Source organism: Serratia sp. Je.1.23.a (assembly GCF_051129805.1).
Taxonomy (GTDB): Bacteria; Pseudomonadota; Gammaproteobacteria; order Enterobacterales; family Enterobacteriaceae; genus Serratia; species Serratia liquefaciens.
This window is the reverse complement of sequence record NZ_JBCPSR010000010.1, coordinates 99,568-123,073: the sequence shown is the minus strand read 5'-3', so window position 1 is coordinate 123,073 and position 23,506 is coordinate 99,568. Positions and strand designations below refer to the sequence as shown.

At 56.4% G+C, this 23,506-nt stretch carries 18 protein-coding genes and 1 riboswitch; of the genes, 7 read left to right on the top strand and 11 right to left on the bottom strand.

The genetic code is table 11. The annotated features are described in order from the left end of the window. Positions 1-376: 376 nt before the first annotated feature. Positions 377-1,240, bottom strand: a complete 864-nt coding sequence (gene murI, locus AAZT04_RS24685; RefSeq protein ID WP_044554936.1) for a glutamate racemase — start codon at positions 1,238-1,240, stop codon at positions 377-379. Beyond that, positions 1,185-3,056, bottom strand: coding sequence for a TonB-dependent vitamin B12 receptor BtuB (gene btuB, locus AAZT04_RS24680; protein ID WP_115060808.1), 1,872 nt, complete (start codon positions 3,054-3,056; stop codon positions 1,185-1,187). The genes murI and btuB overlap by 56 nt, the downstream gene beginning before the upstream one ends. Positions 3,057-3,124: 68 nt before the next feature. Beyond that, a riboswitch (cobalamin riboswitch) is annotated at positions 3,125-3,333 on the bottom strand. 124 nt (positions 3,334-3,457) lie between these two features. On the opposite strand from btuB, the gene trmA reads away from it, so the two are divergent. Next, positions 3,458-4,561 (top strand): tRNA (uridine(54)-C5)-methyltransferase TrmA, encoded by a 1,104-nt coding sequence (gene trmA / locus AAZT04_RS24675; RefSeq protein ID WP_020837512.1) that lies wholly within the window; start codon positions 3,458-3,460, stop codon positions 4,559-4,561. Positions 4,562-4,603: 42 nt separating this feature from the next. On the opposite strand, the gene AAZT04_RS24670 is transcribed toward trmA, so the two are convergent. Both AAZT04_RS24670 and fabR read right to left on the bottom strand, forming a co-directional pair. Beyond that, entirely contained in the window at positions 4,604-4,972 is a 369-nt protein-coding gene (locus AAZT04_RS24670) for a YijD family membrane protein (protein WP_020837513.1), read from the bottom strand. Between the two features lie 14 nt (positions 4,973-4,986). Then, on the bottom strand, positions 4,987-5,619 hold the full coding sequence (gene fabR, locus AAZT04_RS24665; protein WP_020837514.1) for an HTH-type transcriptional repressor FabR: 633 nt from the start codon (positions 5,617-5,619) through the stop codon (positions 4,987-4,989). A 215-nt stretch (positions 5,620-5,834) separates the two neighbouring features. Here fabR and sthA point away from each other — a divergent pair, with 215 nt between their 5' ends. Further along, positions 5,835-7,232 (top strand): Si-specific NAD(P)(+) transhydrogenase, encoded by a 1,398-nt coding sequence (sthA, locus tag AAZT04_RS24660; RefSeq protein WP_020837515.1) that lies wholly within the window; start codon positions 5,835-5,837, stop codon positions 7,230-7,232. On the opposite strand, the gene oxyR is transcribed toward sthA, so the two are convergent. Next, on the bottom strand, positions 7,215-8,132 hold the full coding sequence (gene oxyR, locus AAZT04_RS24655) for a DNA-binding transcriptional regulator OxyR (protein WP_020837516.1): 918 nt from the start codon (positions 8,130-8,132) through the stop codon (positions 7,215-7,217). The two genes, sthA and oxyR, sit on opposite strands and share 18 nt — an antisense overlap. A gap of 151 nt (positions 8,133-8,283) precedes the next feature. Here oxyR and AAZT04_RS24650 point away from each other — a divergent pair, with 151 nt between their 5' ends. The 3 genes from AAZT04_RS24650 (at position 8,284) to AAZT04_RS24640 (ending at position 10,842) form a co-directional block, all read left to right on the top strand. Further along, entirely contained in the window at positions 8,284-9,015 is a 732-nt protein-coding gene (locus AAZT04_RS24650) for a glutathione peroxidase (RefSeq protein WP_048762356.1), read from the top strand. 77 nt (positions 9,016-9,092) lie between these two features. Further along, positions 9,093-10,541 carry a dihydrolipoyl dehydrogenase gene (locus AAZT04_RS24645; RefSeq protein WP_115060810.1) on the top strand — a complete coding sequence of 483 codons (1,449 nt, stop codon included), beginning with the start codon at positions 9,093-9,095 and terminating at the stop codon, positions 10,539-10,541. Between the two features lie 208 nt (positions 10,542-10,749). Further along, positions 10,750-10,842, top strand: a complete 93-nt coding sequence (locus AAZT04_RS24640) for a toxin-antitoxin system HicB family antitoxin (protein WP_242498866.1) — start codon at positions 10,750-10,752, stop codon at positions 10,840-10,842. 36 nt (positions 10,843-10,878) lie between these two features. On the opposite strand, the gene argH is transcribed toward AAZT04_RS24640, so the two are convergent. The 4 genes from argH to argC form a co-directional block, all read right to left on the bottom strand. Then, a complete protein-coding gene (gene argH, locus AAZT04_RS24635) occupies positions 10,879-12,252 on the bottom strand; it encodes an argininosuccinate lyase (RefSeq protein WP_020837524.1) in 1,374 nt (457 codons plus the stop codon). 78 nt (positions 12,253-12,330) lie between these two features. Beyond that, entirely contained in the window at positions 12,331-13,551 is a 1,221-nt protein-coding gene (locus tag AAZT04_RS24630) for an argininosuccinate synthase (protein ID WP_020837526.1), read from the bottom strand. A 25-nt stretch (positions 13,552-13,576) separates the two neighbouring features. Next, complete coding sequence (argB, locus tag AAZT04_RS24625; RefSeq protein WP_020837527.1) at positions 13,577-14,350, bottom strand: acetylglutamate kinase; 774 nt, start codon at positions 14,348-14,350, stop codon at positions 13,577-13,579. Positions 14,351-14,379: 29 nt separating this feature from the next. Next, on the bottom strand, positions 14,380-15,384 hold the full coding sequence (argC, locus tag AAZT04_RS24620; protein ID WP_048762362.1) for an N-acetyl-gamma-glutamyl-phosphate reductase: 1,005 nt from the start codon (positions 15,382-15,384) through the stop codon (positions 14,380-14,382). A gap of 216 nt (positions 15,385-15,600) precedes the next feature. Here argC and argE point away from each other — a divergent pair, with 216 nt between their 5' ends. Then, on the top strand, positions 15,601-16,746 hold the full coding sequence (gene argE / locus AAZT04_RS24615; protein WP_048762363.1) for an acetylornithine deacetylase: 1,146 nt from the start codon (positions 15,601-15,603) through the stop codon (positions 16,744-16,746). A 387-nt stretch (positions 16,747-17,133) separates the two neighbouring features. After that, the gene (gene ppc, locus AAZT04_RS24610) at positions 17,134-19,770 is read left to right on the top strand and encodes a phosphoenolpyruvate carboxylase (protein ID WP_046374890.1); all 2,637 of its coding nucleotides are present in this window, start codon (positions 17,134-17,136) and stop codon (positions 19,768-19,770) included. 178 nt (positions 19,771-19,948) lie between these two features. Here ppc and metF read toward each other — a convergent pair whose 3' ends face one another. Beyond that, on the bottom strand, positions 19,949-20,842 hold the full coding sequence (gene metF, locus AAZT04_RS24605) for a methylenetetrahydrofolate reductase (protein WP_020837531.1): 894 nt from the start codon (positions 20,840-20,842) through the stop codon (positions 19,949-19,951). Between the two features lie 226 nt (positions 20,843-21,068). Further along, positions 21,069-23,504, bottom strand: a complete 2,436-nt coding sequence (locus tag AAZT04_RS24600; protein WP_020837532.1) for a bifunctional aspartate kinase/homoserine dehydrogenase II — start codon at positions 23,502-23,504, stop codon at positions 21,069-21,071. Positions 23,505-23,506 lie beyond the last annotated feature (2 nt).

Below are 23,506 nucleotides of genomic sequence, written 5' to 3'. Positions count from 1 at the left end.
TAATAATTCAACTAAATGAATTACTGCTTGGTCACTCTTCAAGACTTGATATTTTTTTGAACCCGAAGGTTCTGGATATCGTCTTGTGGAGTGCCCACACAGATTGTCTGATAAATTGTTAAAGAGCGTTCGTTACTAAGATGTTTCTCGGTAACGCGGGAGGTGCATATTACGCTTTCCCGCTGAAGAGTCAAGCTTTTTTCTTATTAAGAAACGGTGCTTTCACCGGCTTGCTTCTTCCTGGCTGGGCGACTGGTTCTCGTTAGAGGAGTCGTTGTTCCCGGTCAGTGGAGGCGCATTATAGGGAGTTCTCAGAAGGCCGCAACCCCTAATTTCAATATTTTTTCCGACCGTTGAACATTTAACCAAAACAGCCTTAAAGAGGCAGTTTTTTCAACGATTTAAAGCCATATCCCTGTAGAACGGGCAATAAAGCGTCAGTATCTTCATTTAACGCCATGCAATACGCCAGATTCTCTTCCTGCGTCGACACCAGATTTTCCTGCGTCGAAATCAGCCATGCGGTACGACGGGCAATCGCCGCGCCGGAATCGATCAGTCGAGTTCCCTCAGGCAACACCTGCATTAGCTCTTCTGCTAATAAAGGGAAATGGGTGCAACCGAGTACCACGGTATCCGGCGGCTCGCGCATGCTCAGCCATGGATGGAGAATTTTCTTCAGCGCCGGCAGCGGTACGGCTTCACCATGCAGCTTGGCTTCTGCCAGTTCCACCAGCTCAGAGGAGCCAAGCAGCTCGATCTTGCAATCGGTAGCGAAACGGGCGATCAGCTCATGGGTATAAGTACGCTGTACGGTACCGCGGGTAGCCAGCAGGCCCACCACACCATTGGCGGTCAGGCGGGCAGCAGGCTTGATGGCAGGCACCACGCCGACAACCGGGAAGGTAAAGCGTTCGCGCAGGGCCGGCAGGGAGACCGTACTGGCCGTGTTACAAGCGATGATGACTATCGCCAGAGGATGCCGTTGCTGCACCGCGCTGACAATCTCCAGCACGCGCTCAACAATAAACTCTTCGGATTTCTCGCCGTAGGGAAACGCCACATTATCGAAGGCGTATATATAGTGGAGGTCCGGCAGCAGTTGCCGAACCTCTTGATACACCGATAACCCGCCGACGCCGGAATCAAATACCAGCACCGTCGGACGGGCCGTAGCAGGGGTGTTAGAAGGTATAGCTTCCAGTGAGGTAGTATTCTCTTCCTGGAGTAGCGTAGCCATAAGCCGTCTCATAATCTTTATCAAACAGGTTGGCGATTCTACCACGAACTGTCAGATGAGATGTGACCGGATACGAAACTGCGAGATCCCACAGGCTGACACCGCCAAGTTTGACGCTTTGCTCTGGATAGGTGCTGTAGTCTTTATCATAACGCTCACCCAGGTATTGATAGGTCACTGCCCAGTCAAAATCATAGACCTGCCAATCCAGCTCATACTTCACCTGCTGTTTGGCACGGCGCAGCAGCACTTCATTGGTTTTGGCATTACGCGGATCGACATAGTCGTAACCAATGTGATGGGTTAACGGACCCGTGTCGAATGAAGCTGTAGCTTCAATACCTTTAATTGTGGCCTTGCCAACATTGTAATAGACGTAGTTGGTCTCGCCGGTGGAATCAATCAGGTTATCAATATCGTTGCGGTAGCCGGACACGCGCCAGGTTACCGGCCCGGTCAAACCTTCAAAGCCCCCTTCCCACTGTTTGCTTTCTTCCGGTTTCAGATCGGTATTATTGCCGAAGTTGCCATACAGCTGACCCATATTAGGGGCTTTGAATGCCGTGCCGTAGGAGGCGATGAAACGGTAACCTTCTATAAACTCCCAGCCCGCGCTGGTTTGCCAAGTGCCATGCCAGCCAAATTCGGAATGATCGTCGCCGCGAACCGCCCCTTCCAGAGTGACCGGCCCGACCAACTGCTGCGCAGTCAGATAAACACCGGCGTTGCGTTGGGTTTTTTCACCGTTAACCGTGGTGGAGTCTGGCTTGATTTGCTGATGCTGCCAGTCAATCCCCGAACTGACCGTACCCTGACCTACCTGAAGAGTATTTCCCCATTGCAGGTTGTACTGCTCGGAGTCCACCAGGCTGGCTGAGCTGTCATACATGCCGCGACGAGGATCGTAATCATAATCCTTGCTGTGGCTATAGCTGCCAATCAACTGCGTCGCGTAGATGCCTTCCTTATAACGCAGGCCGGTATCCCAGGTTTGACTATAGAGTTTGCGGGTATCGACCAGCGCGCTGGTAGGCGAAGAGTAATACGCGTCGTAAGCCGTGCGGTTATCGTAACCGTAACCACGAACAAAACCGCTGATAGCCTCGTTGAACTGATGATCAACAGCGCCGTACAACGACTTGCTCATAAAGCCGTCGCGATCCTGCTGGCTTTGCATGCCGGTGCTGCCATAGGCCACCACATCATAACCTTTGGTATAGGTGTAGTTACCGGCGACCGTGGCAACCGTGCTGTCACCCAGCTGTTGTTGAGTAGACGCGTCATAGGCCTGGTAGCCGTTAGACCCCACACCGGCGGAAAGCGTAGTGCCGTTCTTTTCGCGGGTGGTAATAATGTTAACCACGCCGCCGATGGCATCGGAGCCATAAACCGCCGAACGTGGGCCACGAATATATTCAACTTTCTGCACCAGCGAAATCGGGATCTGGCTGAGATCGGAAGAGCCGCTGATACCGGCCTGATTAAGACGGATACCGTCGATCAGCACCAGCACATGGCTGGAATTGGTGCCGCGAATGAACAGCGAGCTTTTTTGCCCCAGGCCACCGTTCTGCCCAACGTCTACACCCGGCAGACGGCGCATCACATCGGTCAGGCTTTTTGCCTGCCAGCGGTCGATTTCATCACGGGTGACGACGGAAGTGGGTGCCAGCACGGAAGAAACCGGCTGCGGGAAGCGGTTGGCGGAAACCACCAGATTTTCGCTGTTATTCGCTGTGGTGTTGTCTTGCGCCCAGCCAGAAAAAGCCGTGACGGAAGAAACCACCGCCAGCAGCGTATTTTTTGTAATTGTCATGAAAAAGCATCCAAACTTAATTGGCGGATGCCGCAGGATCATGGCCGGTATTTCGCGACGGCCACGGACATTGCGACGTAACACCGGCAGGTCTTCGGGCTTGGGAGTTGCGGGCGGCCTCTTAGCTACCAGCACCGGGCGATGACTTCCCGTCCTGCAATGGACAGTGTCTGCGTAAAACGCTATCGCCGTGACTTCCCCTTACCGCTGCGCGTCAGCTCCGGATTCACACCGGATTCCCTTTTCACTCACTGCTTGAGGCCGGACGACAATGCTACGATCAATGTAAATAGATGTCTAGACTGCTATCAATGTTACAAATAATAAACACGACAAAACTGGACTTCACGGACTGATTCCCTACAATCCCCGCTGATCAAATTTGCCTGACGAGAAGAAACATGACGCCCGAGAATTTGCCTATTGAACGTTACGATGACCAACTGGCGGAAAAAACTGCCCGGCTGAAGACGCTGATGTCACCGTTCACGGCACCCGAGCCGGAAGTGTTCCGCTCGCAAGTCGAACACTACCGCATGCGCGCAGAATTCCGCATCTGGCATGATGAAGACGAGATGTACCACATCATGTTTGACCAGCAGACCAAGCAACGCATCCGCGTCGAGCAGTTTCCTGCCGCCAGCGAATTGATTAACCGCCTGATGAGCGCACTGATCGCCGCCATCAAGCCGGATCCTATTTTGCGCCGCAAGCTGTTCCAGATTGATTACCTGTCGACTCGCAGCGGCAAAATCATCGCCTCGCTGCTGTATCACCGTAAGCTGGACGACGCCTGGCAGCAGCAGGCAGAAAAGCTGCGGGATGATCTCCGCGCCCAGGGCTTTGACCTGCAGTTGATTGGTCGTGCGTCGAAGATGAAAATCATGCTGGATCAGGATTACGTCGATGAAGTCCTGCCGGTCGCCGGCCGCGACATGATTTACCGTCAGGTGGAAAACAGCTTCACCCAGCCGAATGCGGCGATGAACATACAGATGCTGGAATGGGCGCTGGACGTGACCGCCGGCTCTAAAGGCGATCTGCTGGAGCTGTATTGCGGCAACGGCAACTTCTCCCTGGCGCTGGCGCGTAACTTCGAGCGGGTGCTGGCCACTGAAATCGCCAAGCCTTCCGTTGCCGCGGCGCAGTACAACATTGCCGCCAATCATATCGACAACGTACAGATTATCCGCATGGCGGCGGAAGATTTTACCCAGGCGATGAACGGAGTACGCGAGTTTAATCGTTTGAAGGGTATCGATCTGAGCAGCTATAACTGCGAAACCATTTTTGTCGATCCGCCGCGCAGCGGACTGGATGATGAAACGGTAAAAATGGTGCAGGCTTATCCGCGAATTTTGTATATCTCATGCAACCCGGAAACGCTGTGCGCCAATCTGGAGACGTTGCAGGAAACTCATCAAATCAGCCGTCTGGCATTGTTCGATCAGTTCCCGTATACCCATCACATGGAATGCGGCGTACTGTTGGAAAAACGCGTTTAATCTCACAGGGGCGCCGCGCTTGCTGCGCCCCTGGTTTTCCCCTTACGCCGGGGTATTCTCATCCAGCGCCTTGCGCGCCTTCAGCTTCATGCCAATCCAGAACACCAGCGCCACGGAAATAATCGCCGGCAGGAAGTTAGAGCCGATCTGCGGGTATTCGGCACGCACTATCGCACTGTACAGCAGCACCCCAAGCAGGAAGGTCGCCGCCGCCAGCTTAGGTATGCCATCCGGCATCGCGCGGTGCAGATACCGTTGATGCAGGCAATACACCGCCAACACCAAAGCAATAATCGGGAAAATCGAAAACGGCACCACCGAGCTGAACAGCGCGGCGAACGAACCGTTGATTGAAAGGCCGGCAATCAACGCCAGCAGTAAGGTGCCATTCTCACGGCCTGGTTTTTCCATCGCTTTCTACCTTTTTATACGTGGGATACAGAAGTTTTTTCTTGTTCGCGGCGATACCAATAATAAGCGCCTTTGGAAATCATCCGCAGTTGCAACACTAAGCGCTCTTCGAGCCGACGCCGTTGATCGATGTCGATATCCAGCGCTTCAGCACCGGCGCTGAAAACGATGGTGACCATAGCTTCCGCCTGCGCTTCGGTGAAACTGCGCGGCATATGGTTTTCCAGCTCGAGGTAATCCGCCAGTTCGGCGATAAAATGTTGGATCTCACGCGCCACCGCCGCACGAAAGGCCGCCGAGGTCCCGGAGCGTTCACGCAACAGCAGGCGGAAGGCGTTGGGATTATTGCCGATAAACTCCATAAAGGTGGAGACCGAGGTGCGGATCACGCTGCCCCCCTTGGCGATACGCTGCCGCGCCTGCCGCATCAGTTGACGCAGCATCAGGCCGCTCTCATCCACCATGGTTAACCCCAGCTCGTCCACATCACGGAAGTGGCGATAAAATGACGTCGGCGCGATGCCCGCTTCACGCGAGACCTCGCGCAGGCTCAGACTGGCAAAGCTGCGTTCAGCGCTCAGTTGGCTGAAGGCCGCTTCGATGAGGGAACGACGAGTCCGTTCTTTTTGTTGTGCTCTGACGCCCATATGCATATCCAGATAAGATCCATTTTCTCAGTCTAACGCCGTAGACCCGGCAATATAGCAAATTTTATTGCAACAGCATTTATACAAACGCGCCCTGTCACAGTTTCAGCCTGCACCATTTGTGCTTTGCCTCAAAAAGCCTAATGGTGATTGGGCACTCAGCGCTATGATGTTAAGATACCGTTGTAATTTTGTATAAGACAGGTCTCTCCCCTATGCAACAGCACTATCAATTTGATGCCATAGTCATTGGCTCGGGCCCAGGTGGTGAAGGTGCCGCTATGGGGTTGGTGAAACAGGGCGCCCGCGTGGCCGTGATAGAACGGTACAATAACGTAGGCGGTGGATGTACCCATTGGGGCACTATCCCATCCAAAGCCCTCCGCCACGCCGTTAGCCGCATTATCGAATTCAACCAGAACCCGCTTTATAACAATTCACGCACGCTCAGCGCGACATTCCCTGACATTTTACGCCACGCCGATAACGTCATTAATCAGCAAACCCGGATGCGTCAGGGATTCTATGAGCGCAACCAGTGCAAGCTGTTTGCCGGCGATGCGCGCTTTATCGACGCCAACACCGTTAGCGTCAGCTATATGGACGGCACCCAGGACACCATCCGCGCCGATCACATCGTTATTGCCTGCGGCTCACGCCCGTACAACCCGTCGAGCGTCGATTTTAACCATCCGCGTATTTATAACAGTGATTCCATTCTCGAACTGAACCACGAACCGCGCCACGTCATCATCTATGGCGCCGGGGTGATCGGCTGTGAATATGCATCTATCTTCCGCGGTTTGAACGTGAAGGTGGATCTGATCAACACCCGCGATCGTCTGCTGGCGTTCCTCGACCAGGAAATGTCGGACTCGCTGTCATATCACTTCTGGAACAACGGCGTGGTGATCCGCCACAACGAAGAGTTCGAGAAGATCGAAGGCACTGAAGACGGCGTGATTGTTCACCTGAAATCCGGCAAGAAAGTGAAGGCCGATTGCCTGCTGTACGCCAACGGCCGCACCGGTAATACCGACTCGCTGGGGCTGGAGAACGTCGGTCTGGAATCAGACAGCCGTGGCCTGCTGAAAGTGAACAGCATGTACCAGACCGCGCTGCCGCACATTTATGCCGTGGGTGACGTGATTGGCTACCCGAGTCTGGCATCTGCCGCCTACGATCAGGGCCGCATTGCCGCACAGGCGATTTCCTCCGGCGAAGCCAGCGGACATTTGATTGAAGACATCCCGACCGGTATCTACACCATTCCGGAAATCAGCTCCGTCGGTAAAACCGAGCAGGAATTGACGGCGATGAAAGTGCCGTATGAAGTGGGTCGTGCACAGTTCAAGCATCTGGCCCGCGCGCAAATTGCCGGCATGAACGTCGGCAGCCTGAAGATCCTGTTCCATCGCGACACCCTGCAGATCCTTGGGATCCACTGCTTCGGCGAGCGTGCGGCAGAGATCATCCACATCGGCCAGGCGATCATGGAACAGAAAGGTGAAGGCAATACTATCGAATACTTCGTTAATACGACCTTCAACTATCCGACCATGGCCGAAGCCTACCGGGTGGCAGCGCTGAACGGCTTAAACCGCCTGTTTTAACGTGGTGCCCATGTAGCTTTGCATGTGCTCGCGGATCGCCTCGGCCAATTGCTCATAACGACTGCGCAATGGGGAGCCGGGGCGGTACACCAGCGCAATGGTGCGCTTGGGTTCAGGTTTGAAGCAGTCCAGGTAACACACGCCGTCGCGCTCACGCTGCGGCGGTACCGCCAGTGAAGGCAGCAAAGTGATCCCACTACCCGCTGCAACCATATTACGCAGCGTTTCCAGGCTGGTCGCCCGGAAATGAGTATCTTCGTCAGCCCCGGCCTGGAAACAAAAGCCCATCGCCTGATCGCGCAGACAGTGGCCATCTTCCAGCATCAACAACTTTTCACCGGCCAGATCCGGCATCGCCACGCGGTCACGCTGCGACCATGGATGATCGGAATACACCGCCAGCTTCATCGGTTCGTCAAACAGCGGCACTTCAATAAAGGCTTCTGTTTCTTTCACCAGCGCCAGAATGGCGCAGTCAAGTTTACCGCTGTCAAGCTGTGCCAATAGCTGTTGGGTTTGCGCTTCATGCAGGTACATTTCCAGCTTGGGAAAGGTTTTGTGCAGCGTAGGAATGATCTGCGGCAGCAGATAAGGCCCGACGGTGGGGATCAGGCCGATATGCAGCGGCCCCGACATGGCTTCACCTTGCTGGCTGGCCATCTCTTTCAGAACTTTGACTTCGCGCAGCACGGTACGCGCCTGTTCCACCAGCAACAGGCCCGCCTGGGTGAATAACACCTTGCGACTGGTACGTTCGAGCAGCATCACACCCAGTTCGTCTTCCAGCTTACGGATCTGCCCACTCAGCGTGGGTTGGCTAACATGGCAAGAATCGGCGGCACGGCGGAAATGCCGGTGCTCGGCCAAAGCGACCAGGTACTCTAAATCACGAATATTCATTGTTTCCCTCCAGACCACGATAGCTCATGGCGATAGATAAGATAGCAATGAGCGATTAGATCTATCAAGCCCCGACGTCAATAATGTCACCCAACGAAGCGATACCGCGCTAACAGCTAAAAATTATTTTTCCTAATTAAGGGGTTAATTCATGTTTACCAGTCAAGAAGGCAAAAAAGTCCCTCAGGTTACCTTCCACACCCGTCAGGGCGACCAATGGATTGACGTCACCACCGACGACCTGTTCAAAGACAAAACCGTCATCGTGTTTTCACTGCCGGGCGCGTTTACCCCAACCTGTTCTTCCAGTCATCTGCCACGCTACAACGAACTGTCCAGCGTATTCAAACAACACGGCGTTGACAGCATTCTGTGCGTTTCAGTGAACGACACCTTCGTTATGAACGCCTGGAAGGCCGATCAGCACGCAGAGAACATCACCTTCATTCCAGACGGCAACGGCGAGTTCACCAAAGGCATGGACATGCTGGTCGAGAAAGCGGATCTGGGCTTTGGCCCGCGCTCATGGCGTTATTCCATGCTGGTGCGCAACGGCGTGGTGGAAAAAATGTTCGTCGAACCTAACAAGCCGGGCGACCCGTTTGAAGTGTCTGACGCCGACACCATGCTGAAATACCTGGCTCCGGAATTCAAAGTGCAGGAGTCGGTTTCCCTGTTCACCAAACCGGGCTGCCCATTCTGCGCCAAAGCCAAACAAATGCTGCAGGAACGTGGCATCCAGTATGAAGAGATCGTACTGGGTCAGGACGCCACCACCGTTAGCCTGCGCGCCGTCACCGGCCGTGCAACCGTACCTCAGGTCTTCATCGGCGGCCGTCATATCGGCGGCAGCGATGACCTGGAAAACTTCCTGTCAGCCTGATTTATAAGTAATAACAAAGCCAACGTGAACTTTTGGCGGGCTTCGGCCCGCCCTTTTTTTAGCTTTCAGGAGCGGATATGAAACAGTTGAATGTTGACGTCGCGGTCATCGGCGGCGGCACCGCCGGTCTGGGCGCCTATCGCGCCGCCAAGCTTGCCACCCCAAGCGTGGTGATGATCGAAGGCGGAGCTTATGGCACCACCTGTGCCCGCGTTGGCTGCATGCCATCAAAATTGCTGATTGCCGCCGCCGAGGCGGTGCATCAAATCGAGCGGGCACCGGGTTTTGGCGTGTATCCCGCCGGAAAAACTACCATTAACGGCCGTGAAGTCATGGACCGTGTTAAACGCGAGCGCGACCGTTTCGTCGGCTTCGTACTGGAAGGTGTCGACGAAATCCCGGCCACCGACAAAATTCAGGGTTATGCCCGTTTCATCGACGACAATACTTTGCAGGTGGACGATCACACCCGCATTGTGGCGCAACGCATCGTTATCGCCACCGGTTCCCGCCCAAGCTGGCCGGCAGCATGGAATGCGCTGGGCGACCGCTTGATTGTCAATGATGACGTGTTCAACTGGACTGATTTGCCAGACTCGGTGGCCGTGTTCGGGCCTGGCGTAATTGGCCTGGAGCTGGGGCAGGCGCTGCATCGCCTCGGCGTCGAAACCAAAGTATTTGGCGTTGGTGGTGCCGTCGGGCCGCTAACCGATAGTACGGTACGCAATTATGCCGCCAAAGCGTTGGGCGAAGAGTTCTATCTTGATGCCGATGTGAAAGTGGACATGATGCAGCGCGAAGGCGACAAGGTCTTTATCCGCTATCAGGGTCTGAACGGCTTACCGCAGGAGATCATGGTGGATTACGTCCTGGCTGCCACCGGTCGTCGACCGAACGTCGATAATCTGGGTCTTGAGAACACCCGTCTGGTGCTCGATGCCAGGGGCGTGCCTCAGGCCGATCGTCTGACGATGCAAACCAACGTGCCGCATATCTTTATCGCCGGTGACGCCAGCAACCAGCTGCCGTTATTGCACGAAGCCAGCGATCAGGCGCGCATTGCCGGAACCAACGCCGGGAGCTTCCCGGAAGTGACCCCGGGCCTGCGCCGCAGTGCGATCTCGGTGGTATTTTCCGATCCGCAGATCGCCATGGTCGGTTCCACCTTCCGCGAGCTGAATGAAAAATTCAGCGCCTGCGGCTGTTTCGAAATCGGTGAAGTGTCATTCGAAAATCAGGGCCGTTCACGGGTGATGCTGCGTAATAAAGGCATCCTGCACGTCTACGGCGAACAAGGTACCGGGCGTTTCCTCGGCGCAGAAATGATGGGGCCGGATGTCGAGCACATTGCTCATCTGTTAGCCTGGGCGCATCAGCAGAAAATGACCATCAACCAGATGCTGGACATGCCGTTCTATCACCCGGTGATCGAAGAAGGCCTGCGAACCGCACTGCGTGACTTGCAGTCAAAACTGAAACTGGGCGAAGCCGAGGCGGAACGCTGCCAACGCTGTCCGGGCGAGTAGTTCTTCCCCCTGCTATCTATCCCCACCGGGCCTTCGTGCCCGGTTTTTTTTTGCGCTTCGAATTCCACTCTTGTCGCTTGCTGCTTGCCGCAACGCGTACCGCAGCGCTTGAAGGTATTGAAAAACAGGTTAGCGAGATGATCAATGACCTGAAACACCGCCACAGGCGCTGGCCGAGAGAGTTTTCAGCGGCAAACTGGTATTGCGTATGACACCGGAACAACATCGACGTCTGGCGATCAACGCTATAGAGGAAGGCGTCAGCCTGAACCGCTATCTTTGCGCACGGCTGGCGAGATAATCGATAAAGGGCAGCACCGGGCTGCCCTTACGCCACTCAAGCCAAACGCTGTTTCGCTGCGGCGATCGCACTGGCGACCTGTTGAGGAGATACGCCCCCCTTGGCGGAACGTTTATCCAGGCATGATTGAAGTGCCAGAATTGGGTATACGTCGTCGCCAATCACCGCGCTGAATTTCTGCAAATCAGCCAACGGCAGGGCTTCCAACGCCTTACCCTGGCGAATCGCCTCTACCACCGCCTCACCGACGATATGGTGCGCCTCACGGAATGGCACGCCTTTGGCGACCAGATAATCCGCCAGTTCGGTCGAATTGGCGTAACCCTGCTCTGCCGCTTCCTTACAACGCGGACGTTTCACCTGGATGCCATCCAGCACCAGCGCCGCCATCTGCAGACAGTCCATCCAGGTATCCAACGCGTCGAACAGCCCTTCCTTGTCTTCCTGCATATCTTTGTTGTACGCCAGCGGCAGGCCTTTCAGCGTCATCATCATGCCCGTCAATGCACCCTGTACACGCCCGCATTTACCGCGGATCAGCTCCAACGCATCCGGGTTTTTCTTCTGCGGCATCAGCGAGGAGCCGGAAGTCACGCGGTCGGACAGATCGACAAAGGCCGCTTCGCCGCTGTTGAAGAAGATCAGGTCTTCGGCAAAGCGCGACAGGTGCACCATGCTGATGGAGGCGTTAGACAACAGTTCCAGCACGTGGTCACGATCCGAAACGCTGTCCAGGCTATTACGGGTTGCCGAAGCAAAGCCCAGCCAACCGGCCAATTGCTCACGGTCGATCGGGTACGCAGTGCCGGCCAGTGCGCCACTGCCCAGCGGGCTGACGTCCAGGCGTTTCAGCGTATCCTGCAGGCGGCTTTCATCACGCGCCAGCATTTCAACATAGGCCAGACACCAGTGCGCGAAGGTCACCGGCTGCGCACGCTGCAGGTGGGTATAACCCGGCATCACCGCATCCTGGTTGGCTTCGGCGGTTTCCACCAGCGCCTGTTGCAGTTGCACGATGGCCTGATGCAGTTCACCAATTTGGTGTTTGCACCACAATTTCAGATCGGTCGCGACCTGATCGTTACGGCTACGGCCGGTGTGCAGCTTTTTACCGAGATCGCCGACCTTGTCGATCAGCTTTTGCTCCACCCAGCTGTGAATATCTTCCGCATCGCTGCTGACAATCGCCTGCGGATCGGCCTGTACCTCTTCCAACAGCACGCTCAACGCCTGTTCCAGCTGTTGCTGCTCGGTCGCCGTCAATACGTTGACGGTCACCAGCGCTTTCGACCAGGCCACTGACCCTACGATGTCCTGTTCCGCCAGGCGATAATCGAAGCGCAAAGAATCATTTAACTGCTTGAACCGCTGATCTGCCGCCTGACTGAACCGTCCGCCCCAAAGTGCCATACCTTACTCCTGAATTTTATGCGAATAAGGGCGCAGCACGCTGCGCCCTTATCAAGTCACGCCGAATAATCAATAAAGTTACTTGTTCTTTTTCTCGTTCAGTGCACGGATGCGTGAAGAGAGCGAGAACAGGCGGATAAAGCCACCGGCATGGCTGTGATCGTAAACTTCGTCTTCGCCAAAGGTGGCGAACTCTTCAGAGTACAGGCTATTGGCAGATTTCTTCTGAATTGCCGTTACCTGGCCTTTGTACAGCTGCAGCACCACTTCGCCGTTCACTTCTTCGGCCAGTGCCTCAGCAGATGCTTGCAGTGAACGACGCAGCGGCGCGAACCAACGGCCATCGTACACTACGTAAGCCATTTCCAGGCCCAGCTGCTCACGCCATTTGAAGCTATCGCGATCCAGAACCAGCTGCTCAACGCCACGCAGTGCCGCCACCATGATGGTGCCACCCGGGGTTTCGTAGCAACCGCGGGATTTGATACCCACCAAACGGTTTTCCACGATATCGATACGGCCCACACCATGTTTGGCGCCCAGCACGTTCAGGGTTTCCAGGCATTTGTACGGGCTCAACGCTTCGCCGTTTACCGCCACTACCCGACCTTTCTCGACGGTGACAGTCACCTGCTCTGGCTGATCCGGAGCTTCCTGCGGATCGACGGTCCAGACCCAGCAGTCTTTATTCGGTGCATTCCACGGGCTTTCCAGCACGCCGCCTTCGGTAGAGATATGCCAGGCGTTTTCGTCACGGCTGTAGATTTTTTCCAGCGACGCCGTGGTCGGGATGTTGCGCTCTTTCAGGTAGTCCAGCAGCGCTTCACGGGAACGCAGGTTCCACTCGCGCCAAGGGGCTACCACTTTCAGGTGCGGCGCCAGTGCGGTATAGGTGGTTTCGAAACGCACCTGGTCGTTACCTTTACCGGTTGCGCCGTGGCACAGCGCGTCAGCACCGACCTTCAGCGCCAGCTCAACCTGCGCCTTGGCGATGATCGGACGGGCCATTGAGGTCCCCAGCAGGTAGCTGCCTTCATACAGAGCACCGGTTTGCAGCACGGGGTAAACATAATCACTGATGAATTCTTCACGCAGATCAACAACGTGACACTCAGAGGCACCGGATTGCAGGGCTTTTTGCTCCACGCCTTCCAGATCGCTGCGCTCCTGGCCGATATCTGCCACGAATGCCACCACTTCGCAGCCGCCGTAGTTTTCTTTCAGCCAGGGAATGATGGCCGAAGTATCCAGGCCGCCAGAGTACGCCAGAACGATTTTTTTGATGCCTTGGTTTTGCATGGTCTTTTCCTTTTTAATTCTAAATTTAAGCGAGGATCCGGGTGCCAATCGACACGCCGTTAAACAGTGCAGGAAGCTGATCGGCATGGCGCCAACTGGCGATATCTACCGGGCGACCGAGGGTGCGGGCCGCATCGAGCGCCGCATTCACCTTCACCACCATACCATCAGTGATGATGCCCTGGGCAATCAGTTGTTCCGCTTTTTGCGCCGTCATTTCTGCGATGCGCTGCCCTTTTCCGTCGAGGATGCCACTGACATCCGACAGCAGGATCAAATCCGCACCCAGCGTGGCGGCCAACGCGGTCGCCGCCTGATCGGCGTTTACATTCATTAACTTCCCATCGGCGGTAATACCGATAGAGCTGATCACCGGCAGGTAGCCGGCACCCAGCAGGGTATTGAGCAACGCTGGCGACCCCGGCTGCGCGTTGCCTACGTGGCCAAGCGCCGGATCGAGCGGGGTGACGGTGACGCTGCCGCCGTCCGCCAGGCTCAGGCCTACGGCATTAATCTGGTGTTTGATCGCCCATGCCAGCAAGGTTTTGTTGGCCGTACCGGCCAGTGCGCCGGTGATAATGTCGATCTGATCGGCCGGGGTAACCCGCAGCCCATTTTTCTTCACCACCGGCAGGGAAAGCTGCTTCATCAGTTCGTCCACCACGCAACCGCCGCCGTGGACGATAACCAGTGGGCGCTGATGCTGCTGGCGGTAGCTGTCCAGCGCGGTAAACAAACGCTCCAGCGCTTCTTCACTGTCTAATAACACGCCACCTAACTTGATAATTAACGGGTTCATCGCTGTTTACATCCCACGCTGGTGATTTATTAAAGTAATGACTGGGTTTCCGGGAACCCAAAACGGATATTCAGGCATTGCACCGCCTGGGCGGCTGCGCCTTTCAACAGGTTGTCTTCCACCGCCACGGCAATCAGGTGTTCGCCCTGCACAGCAAAGCCGATATCGCAAAACGGCAACCCAACCACTGACTTCAGCGCCGGCACGCCTTTGTCGTACAGCCGCACCAGCGGTTTGTCGTCATAGGCAGCGTGATAAACGGCGGCCACGTCCTGCGCGGTCACGCCGGCTTTAAGGCGACAGGTGATGGTTTCGAGAATACCACGCGGGAAGTTACCCAAATGTGGCGTAAAAATGACCGGCGCTCCCAGATGCGCGACGATTTCCGGATGATGACGGTGGTTGAAAATCCCGTACGGCTGCAGGCTCACTTCACAGAAGCTGGTGGTGACGCTGGCCTTGCGGCCCGCGCCGCTAACGCCGCTAGTGGCGTTGATGACCGGCCACTGGTCGAGGTTCAGCAAACCTTGGTCGATCAGCGGTTTCAGTGCCAGCTGCGCTGCCGTTGGGTAACAGCCTGGCACGGCTATCAGCTGCGCCTGTTTGATTTCGTCGCTCTGCCACTCCGCCAGGCCATATACCGCCTGCTCCAGCAGCTCGGCATGCTGATGTTCAAAACCGTAGTACTGGCTGTAGAAAGCGGTATCTTTTACGCGGAATGCACCGGAAAGATCGAACACCACGCAACCGGCGGCCAGGAACGCTGGCGCGATATCGTGGCTGACCTCATGCGCCGTGGCCAAAAACACCACGTCGATACCTTCAGCCGCTTTCGCAACGTCAACCAGTGGTTGCAACGGCAGATCAACGATGCCTTTTAACTGAGGGTGCAAATCGGAAAGCAATTTTCCTGCATCTGCACTTTGCGCTGAAACCGCTAAAGCGGTTATGTTCATGTGTGGGTGACGATTAAGGTACGCCGTGAGCTCCGCTCCGGCATAACCGCTGGCACCGACAATCAGCGTATTCAACATGGGGCCTTTCACCTTCTTGACTTGCGTTTGGTCGTTTTCGACTCAGGTTTCCAGGCTCACCAGCGTTGTTTCGCCGTTCACCCACGAGGTCGAGCGTTGATGTTTTTATAATCATCCGGGAATCGGGTTCCCTTACGCTCCAGCTTACTGTATTTTTATTCACAATAACTGCATGAATATTGATACCAACCTAACCAAAGGCTGTCAACAGTGAAGATGAAATTACCTCCATTTATTGAGCTGTACCGGGCGTTGATCGCCACTCCGTCGATCAGCGCCACCGATGGTGCCCTCGATCAGAGTAATGAAGCGTTAATCAACTTGCTGGCCGGCTGGTTTGCCGATTTGGGTTTCCGCGTCGACGTGCAGCCGGTGCCGGACAGCCGCAACAAATTCAACCTGCTGGCAAGCATTGGCGAAGGCAGTGGCGGCCTGCTGCTGGCGGGCCACACCGATACCGTGCCTTATGATGAAGGCCGTTGGACACGCGATCCTTTCACCCTGACCGAGCACGACAATAAGCTGTATGGACTGGGTACCGCCGACATGAAGGGCTTCTTTGCCTTTATTTTGGATGCGGTGCGTGACATCGATGCCAGCCAGCTGACCAAGCCGCTGTACATTTTGGCCACCGCAGATGAAGAAACGACGATGGCCGGCGCACGTTACTTCGCCGCCTCGACCAGCATCCGCCCTGACTTCGCGATTATCGGCGAACCGACCTCATTGCAGCCGGTGCGTGCGCACAAAGGCCATATGGCCAACGCCATTCGCATTGTCGGCCAATCTGGCCATTCAAGCGACCCGGCGCGCGGCGTGAACGCCATCGATCTGATGCATGACACCATCGGCCGTTTGATGGAGCTGCGTAAAACGCTGCAGGAGCGCTACAACAACCCGGCATTCGCCGTGCCTTATCCCACCATGAACTTCGGCCATATCAGCGGCGGCGATGCCGCTAACCGCATCTGCGCCTGCTGTGAACTGCATCTGGATATCCGTCCGCTGCCGGGCATGACGCTCGACAATATCAACGAACTGATGCACCAAACGCTGGAACCCATCAGCCAACGCTGGCCGGGCCGCCTGAGCATTGAAGAACTGCATGCCTCGGTACCGGGCTACGAGTGTCCGACCGATCATCAGATGGTGGCGGTGATTGAGAAACTGCTGGGCACCCGTACACAGGTGGTCAACTATTGCACCGAGGCGCCGTTCGTCCAGCAGGTCTGTCCGACCCTGGTACTGGGCCCCGGCTCTATCGACCAAGCGCATCAGCCGGATGAATACATCGATATCGGCTTTATCGAACCCACGCGCAAACTGCTGGGCCAATTGGTCGATCATTTCTGCCGTCAATAAACCTGATACAAAGTAGGGGTTATGATTTATCATTTCCCCTACCTCAAAATACGTATTAAACCAATGAAATAAGCCAGACTGATAACCGGCGTGCCGTAATTAAATTTCAGAAAATGCGCCGATTTTGATGTTTTTTTGCTAAAAATAGTGTCAATTGACGATTGGACAGGAACGTGGCGAGATAAAACAGGCGCTCTTCGCCTGACACGTGAAATTTACTTACAAGATAAAAATCATCTACCCAATAGATTTCAAGTTGCAGCTAGGCGGCGAACGCTTGAATCCCCGGGAGCTTGGATCAACCAAGTGAACGGGGTGAGAGCGCGAAGCCAACACCGCTGTGGCTTGAAAGATGAAGGGTAAATACAGAATTGGGTCAGGGGTTATATGAACGAACAATATTCGGCAATGCGAAGTAATGTCAGTATGCTCGGCAAATTGCTCGGCGATACCATCAAAGAAGCTCTGGGCGAGCATATTCTCGATCGCGTTGAAACTATCCGTAAGCTTTCCAAATCTTCACGTGCAGGCAATGAAGCGCACCGTCAGGAGCTGCTTTCCACCTTGCAAAACCTGTCCAACGACGAGTTGCTGCCGGTCGCACGCGCCTTCAGTCAGTTTCTCAATCTGACCAATACCGCCGAGCAGTACCACAGCATTTCACCCAACGGTGAAGCCGCCAGCAACCCGGAAGCGCTGGCTCAACTGTTCACCCGGCTGAAAGACAAAAAGCTCAGCACCAAAGAGCTGCAGAATGCGGTGTCTCAACTTTCTATCGAGCTGGTGCTGACTGCGCACCCGACGGAAATCACCCGCCGCACCCTGATCCACAAACTGGTAGAGGTGAACACCTGCCTCAGCCAGCTCGACCATAACGATCTGGCCGACTACGAGCGCAACAAGATCATGCGCCGCCTGCGTCAGTTGGTGGCTCAATCGTGGCATACCGACGAGATCCGCAAACACCGTCCGTCCCCGGTTGACGAAGCCAAGTGGGGCTTTGCGGTGGTGGAAAACAGCCTGTGGGAAGGGGTCCCTGCCTTCCTGCGCGAATTCAACGAACAGCTGGAAAATTCCATCGATTACAGCCTGCCGGCGGAGGCGGTGCCGGTGCGTTTCACGTCCTGGATGGGCGGTGACCGCGACGGCAACCCGAACGTCACGGCCGAGATCACCCGCCACGTGCTGCTGCTGAGCCGCTGGAAAGCCTGCGATCTGTTCACCCGCGATATTCAGGTGCTGGTGTCCGAACTGTCGATGACCGAATGTACTCCGGAACTGCGCGCCCGGGCCGGTGGTGACGAGGTTCAAGAGCCGTACCGCGAAATCATGAAGCAGCTACGCAGCCAGTTGATGAGCTCTCAGGCCTATCTGGAAGGCCGCCTTAAAGGCGAGCGCGTGCTGAAGCCGCACGATCTGCTGGTGAATAACGAACAGCTGTGGGAACCGCTGTTCGCCTGTTACCAGTCGCTGCAGGCCTGCGGCATGAGCATCATCGCCAACGGCCAATTACTGGATACCCTGCGTCGCGTGCGCTGCTTTGGTGTGCCGCTGGTACGCATCGACGTTCGCCAGGAAAGCACGCGCCACACCGAAGCCATCGCCGAACTGACCCGCTACCTGGGCCTTGGCGACTACGAAAGCTGGTCAGAAGCCGACAAGCAGGCGTTCCTGATCCGTGAACTGAATTCCAAACGCCCGCTGGTCCCGTTGAAGTGGGAACCGAGCGCCGACACCCAGGAAGTGCTGGAAACCTGCCGGGTGATCGCCGAGGCGCCAGAAGGCTCGATTGCCGCCTACGTGATCTCCATGGCGCGCACGCCTTCGGACGTGCTGGCGGTTCACCTGCTGCTGAAAGAAGCCGGTTGTCCGTTCCCGCTGCCGGTCGCGCCGCTGTTCGAAACTCTCGACGACCTGAATAACGCCGACGACGTGATGACCCAGTTGCTGAATATTGACTGGTATCGCGGCTTTATCCAGGGCAAACAGATGGTGATGATCGGCTATTCCGACTCGGCGAAAGACGCCGGGGTGATGGCCGCCTCCTGGGCGCAATACCGCGCTCAAGACGCACTGATCAAAACCTGCGAAAAGGCCGGCGTAGCGCTGACTCTGTTCCACGGCCGTGGCGGTTCGATTGGCCGCGGCGGCGCACCTGCGCATGCGGCACTGCTGTCGCAACCGCCGGGCAGCCTGAAAGGCGGCCTGCGCGTGACCGAGCAAGGCGAGATGATCCGCTTCAAATTCGGTCTGCCGGAAGTCACCATCAGCAGCCTGGCGCTGTATGCCGGTGCTATCCTGGAAGCCAACCTGCTGCCGCCGCCAGAGCCGAAAAAAGAGTGGCGTACGCTGATGGATGAGCTGTCAGACACCTCATGCAAAATGTACCGTGGCTACGTGCGCGAAAACCCGGATTTTGTGCCTTATTTCCGCGCCGCAACGCCGGAACTGGAGCTGGGCAAACTGCCGCTGGGCTCCCGCCCTGCCAAGCGCAAGCCAAACGGCGGCGTAGAGAGCCTGCGCGCCATTCCGTGGATCTTCGCCTGGACGCAGAACCGTCTGATGTTACCGGCCTGGCTGGGCGCCGGTGCCGGTTTGCAGGAAGCGGTAAAAGCCGGCAAGCAGGATCAGCTGGAAGCCATGTGCCGCGACTGGCCGTTCTTCTCCACCCGTATTGCGATGCTGGAAATGGTGTTCGCCAAGGCCGACCTGTGGCTGGCGGAATATTACGACCAACGCCTGGTGGACAAATCGCTGTGGCCACTGGGCCAGCAGCTGCGCGATCAGTTGGAAAGCGACATCAAGGTGGTGCTGACCATCGCCAATGACGCGCACCTGATGGAAGACCTGCCGTGGATCGCCGAATCCATTGCGCTGCGTAACGTGTACACCGACCCGTTGAACGTCCTGCAGGCTGAGCTGCTGCACCGTTCGCGCCAGCAGGAGCACCCGGACGCCCGCGTTGAGCAGGCGCTGATGGTCACCATTGCCGGCGTTGCTGCCGGGATGCGCAATACCGGCTAGGTTAAGCGCCAAAAGCACGGCTCCTGCTTGCAGGGGCCTTTTTTTTTATCCCTCGCTGACGGATGCTTCATCTCAACGGGTTGCCCAGCAGCGGTAGCGGTATTGGAAGAAATTGCGCCCAACAAAAAGGGCGCTGCATTGACCCAGCGCCCTTCCCGATGATGATGAATAGAGTGAATCAGGCCGCGACCGGACGCACACCCAGCGTATGGCAAATGGCGTAGCTCATCTCTGCACGGTTGAGCGTATAGAAGTGGAAATCCTTTACCCCTTCGCGGCTGAGGATCTTCACCATATCCATCGCGATATTGGCGCCGACCATTTTGCGGGTTTCCGCGTCGTCATCCAGCCCTTCAAACATGCTGGTCATCCAGCTCGGTACGCGTACGTTGGTCATGGTGGCAAAACGCTGCAGCTGCTTGAAGTTGGATACCGGCAGAATGCCCGGGACGATTTCCACATCAATGCCGGTAGCGACGCAACGATCGCGGAAGCGCAGGTAGCTTTCCACATCGAAAAAGAACTGGGTAATCGCCCGGTTGGCGCCGGCATCGATTTTACGTTTCAGGTTAATCAGGTCCGCCTGCGGGCTTTTCGCTTCCGGATGCACTTCAGGGTAAGCGGCAACCGAGATATCGAAATCGCCGACCTCCTTCAGCAAGGCCACCAAATCGGTCGCGTACATGTCCGGCTTGCCGCTGCCCGGTGGCAAGTCGCCACGCAGTGCCACTATATGCCGGATGCCGCTGTTCCAGTAATCGGTCGCAATCTCACGCAGCTGAGCCGGGCTGGCGTCGATGCAGGTCAGGTGTGGGGCCGCATCCAGACCGGTGCGATCCTTGATCCCTTTGATGATGCTGTGGGTGCGATCGCGCTCGCCGGAGTTAGCGCCATAGGTCACGGAAACAAATTTTGGCTTCAGGCTGCTCAGGCGGTCAATGGATTGCCACAGGGTGTCTTCCATCTCGCTGGTGCGCGGCGGGAAGAATTCAAATGATACGTTAATCTGGCCGTTTAACTCCGCCAGACTCTGATTCAGCGCTTCCCGCTGGTTTGCGTGGAAAAAACTCATACCCTGCCCGCCTCTTATCGATCGCTGTTCTGCTTGTTTTGATAAGCGTCTATACGTTTAGACGTCTAGATAGAAAATGCCGTATGTTGGCTAAAGAGTCAACAGGAAAGTGAGGGGAATACGATGATTAATCCTCACCCGTTAAGAGAAGGAATTTCATGTTCGCAACACAGAGAATTATGGCAGGAAAAACGAGGGGCGCGACGAATGCGCGCCCACAAGAAGATTAAAGCAGCTGCGCCAAACGGTTAAGGTCTGACTGGATCGCCCCGGCAGTGACGTCGCGCCCGGCCCCGGGTCCACGGATCACCAGCGGATTGTCACGATACCAGCGGCTTTCGATAGCGAATACGTTATCGCAAGGCAGCAACGACGCCAGCGGATGTTCAGGGCGGACCGCTTCAACACCGACCCGCGCCTTGCCGTTGGCATCGAAACGCGCTACATGGCGCAGCACCAGCCCCATTTCACTGGCGGCCTCAAAGCGCTGCAGCATCTGTTGGTTCAACGCATCACCATTTTCAAAGAACTGATCCACGGAGCCAAGCTCTGCGCCCGCAGGCACCAGCGACTCCACCCGCACCTGATTCGGCTCAATGTCGTAGCCCGCTTCGCGCGCCAGGATCACCAGCTTGCGCATCACATCCTGACCGGAGAGATCGACACGGGGATCCGGTTCTGTCAGCCCCTGTTGCCAGGCCTGATCCACCAGGTCGGTGAACGGCACCGTGCCGTCGAACTGCAGGAACAGCCAGGACAGCGTACCGGAGAAGATGCCGCTAATGGCCAGAATGCTGTCACCACTGTCGCGCAGATCGCGTACAGTATGGTTGACCGGCAGACCGGCACCGACGGTAGCGTTATACAGCCAGTGGCGGCCGGTCTTGGCAAAGGCATCGCGAATTTGGCGATAGTTGGCGCTGCACGACGCTCCCGCCAGTTTGTTGGCGCTGATCACATGGAAACCGTAGCTGGCGAAGTCCAGATACTGCTCGGCCAGATTTTCACTGGCGGTCACGTCCAGCACCACCAGATCGTCAAACGGGTGCGCGCGCATCCACAAGAACAACGACTCCTCGTCCAGTTCCTGCGCTTCGTCCTCGAAGAAGGCCAATACGCGGCTGGCGTCCAGCCCGTCGTAATTGAGCAGGCTGCGGCGACTGTCCACCACGCCCGCCAGGCTGAATTCGAAGCCGCTGCGGGCGGAGATGTTTTTCTGCTCGCGGGCAAACAACTCCAGCCAGCGTGCGCCGATATTGCCTTTGCCGAACAGCACCAGACCAATACGTTTTTCAGCGCGGAACAGGGTCTGATGCAGGCCCTGAATCAGCAGCGCGGTTGGCCCCTGACGCAGCACCGCCACCATGCTGATGCCGTCTTCAGCCTGCCAGATAAACTCTACCGGCTGGTCTTTCAGTTGCTGATAGAAGCGATGGCTGTGCAGCGGGTTTTTACAAACGCCGGCACCTACCAGCGCTACCAGCGCCAAGCCTTCGCGCAGTTGCAGCTCACCCGGCAGGCCCGCGTTTTGCAGCGTGTGCAGGACGCTGTTCACCACTTCGGAGGTGTAGCACAGCTGAACCAGACTGCGGTCCGGATGAACCCCTACCGCCAGCGGTTTGATCTGCGCGCGCTTAAGCACCAAATCCAACTCTTGCTGTGCCAGTTTAAAATCATGCTGACTGGCAACCTGCAGCTCAATCAAACACACGTCGTCATGGCTGGTGACGATCTTCGCACCGGTGCCCGAGGCCAGCACGCGTTCGATACGCGTTGAACCCTGTTCCGGCTGATAACTGCAACGCAGTTGAAGATCGATATCGCTGCCGGATACCGGTTGCAAAGTACGGGTGTGCAGCACCGGAGCCGCCAAACGCGCCAGTTCACTGGCTTCGTCCAGGCGCAGCAGCGGCAGCAGGCAGGCGTCTTTCACCTTGCGGGGATCGGCGCTGTAGACCCCAGCCACGTCGCTCCAGATGGTCACGCGCTCCGCACCGGCCAACGCACCGACCTGCGTGGCGGAATAGTCACTGCCGTTACGCCCTAACAGCACGGTTTCACCGGCGTCGTTACGTGAAATAAAACCGGTCACCACCAGGCGTTTGCCCGGATGCTGTGCCAGCAATTGTTGCAGCAGAGGATAAGAACGGCCTTCATCAACCTGCGGCTGGGCAGCACGTTCCGCCCGCAGGAAATCGCGCGCGTCCAACCAGGCCGCCTGCATATCCAGCTTGTTCAGTACCGCCGCCATCAGGCGCGCCGACCAGATCTCGCCGTGACCAACCACCTCGGCATAGATGACGTCGTCGAGCTTTTCGTCCAGCAACACGGCCAGACGCTCCAGATCCTGAATAAACTCGGCGATCAAGGGTTCAGCGGTTTCCGGCGGTAACAGACCGCTAATCAAATCGCTGTGATAACGACGCAGCGTCTGCTGAACCTGATGCGCAGAAAGGCGATCGCTCTGACTAAGCTTCAGCCAGCTAATCAGTTGGTTGGTGGTGCTGCCGGCAGCCGACACCACCATCATGTCGCCTGGCTGGCTGTATTCGGCCATGATCCCGGCCACCCGCAGATAACACTTCACGTCCGCCAGGCTGCTGCCGCCAAACTTGTGCAGTTGACGCCCGCTCACAGGCCCTGCTACCGCAATTGCATTCATGC

Coding starts and splice junctions, on each gene's coding strand:
- btuB (WP_115060808.1), bottom strand. CDS start 3,056: ATGACAATTACAAAAAATACGCTGCTGGCGGTGGTTTCTTCCGTCACG.
- AAZT04_RS24650 (WP_048762356.1), top strand. CDS start 8,284: ATGTTTACCAGTCAAGAAGGCAAAAAAGTCCCTCAGGTTACCTTCCAC.
- AAZT04_RS24600 (WP_020837532.1), bottom strand. CDS start 23,504: ATGAATGCAATTGCGGTAGCAGGGCCTGTGAGCGGGCGTCAACTGCAC.
- argH (WP_020837524.1), bottom strand. CDS start 12,252: ATGGCACTTTGGGGCGGACGGTTCAGTCAGGCGGCAGATCAGCGGTTC.
- fabR (WP_020837514.1), bottom strand. CDS start 5,619: ATGGGCGTCAGAGCACAACAAAAAGAACGGACTCGTCGTTCCCTCATC.
- AAZT04_RS24630 (WP_020837526.1), bottom strand. CDS start 13,551: ATGCAAAACCAAGGCATCAAAAAAATCGTTCTGGCGTACTCTGGCGGC.
- AAZT04_RS24640 (WP_242498866.1), top strand. CDS start 10,750: ATGACACCGGAACAACATCGACGTCTGGCGATCAACGCTATAGAGGAA.
- murI (WP_044554936.1), bottom strand. CDS start 1,240: ATGGCTACGCTACTCCAGGAAGAGAATACTACCTCACTGGAAGCTATA.
- AAZT04_RS24670 (WP_020837513.1), bottom strand. CDS start 4,972: ATGGAAAAACCAGGCCGTGAGAATGGCACCTTACTGCTGGCGTTGATT.
- argC (WP_048762362.1), bottom strand. CDS start 15,384: ATGTTGAATACGCTGATTGTCGGTGCCAGCGGTTATGCCGGAGCGGAG.
- argE (WP_048762363.1), top strand. CDS start 15,601: ATGAAATTACCTCCATTTATTGAGCTGTACCGGGCGTTGATCGCCACT.
- AAZT04_RS24645 (WP_115060810.1), top strand. CDS start 9,093: ATGAAACAGTTGAATGTTGACGTCGCGGTCATCGGCGGCGGCACCGCC.
- sthA (WP_020837515.1), top strand. CDS start 5,835: ATGCAACAGCACTATCAATTTGATGCCATAGTCATTGGCTCGGGCCCA.
- metF (WP_020837531.1), bottom strand. CDS start 20,842: ATGAGTTTTTTCCACGCAAACCAGCGGGAAGCGCTGAATCAGAGTCTG.
- argB (WP_020837527.1), bottom strand. CDS start 14,350: ATGAACCCGTTAATTATCAAGTTAGGTGGCGTGTTATTAGACAGTGAA.
- ppc (WP_046374890.1), top strand. CDS start 17,134: ATGAACGAACAATATTCGGCAATGCGAAGTAATGTCAGTATGCTCGGC.
- oxyR (WP_020837516.1), bottom strand. CDS start 8,132: ATGAATATTCGTGATTTAGAGTACCTGGTCGCTTTGGCCGAGCACCGG.
- trmA (WP_020837512.1), top strand. CDS start 3,458: ATGACGCCCGAGAATTTGCCTATTGAACGTTACGATGACCAACTGGCG.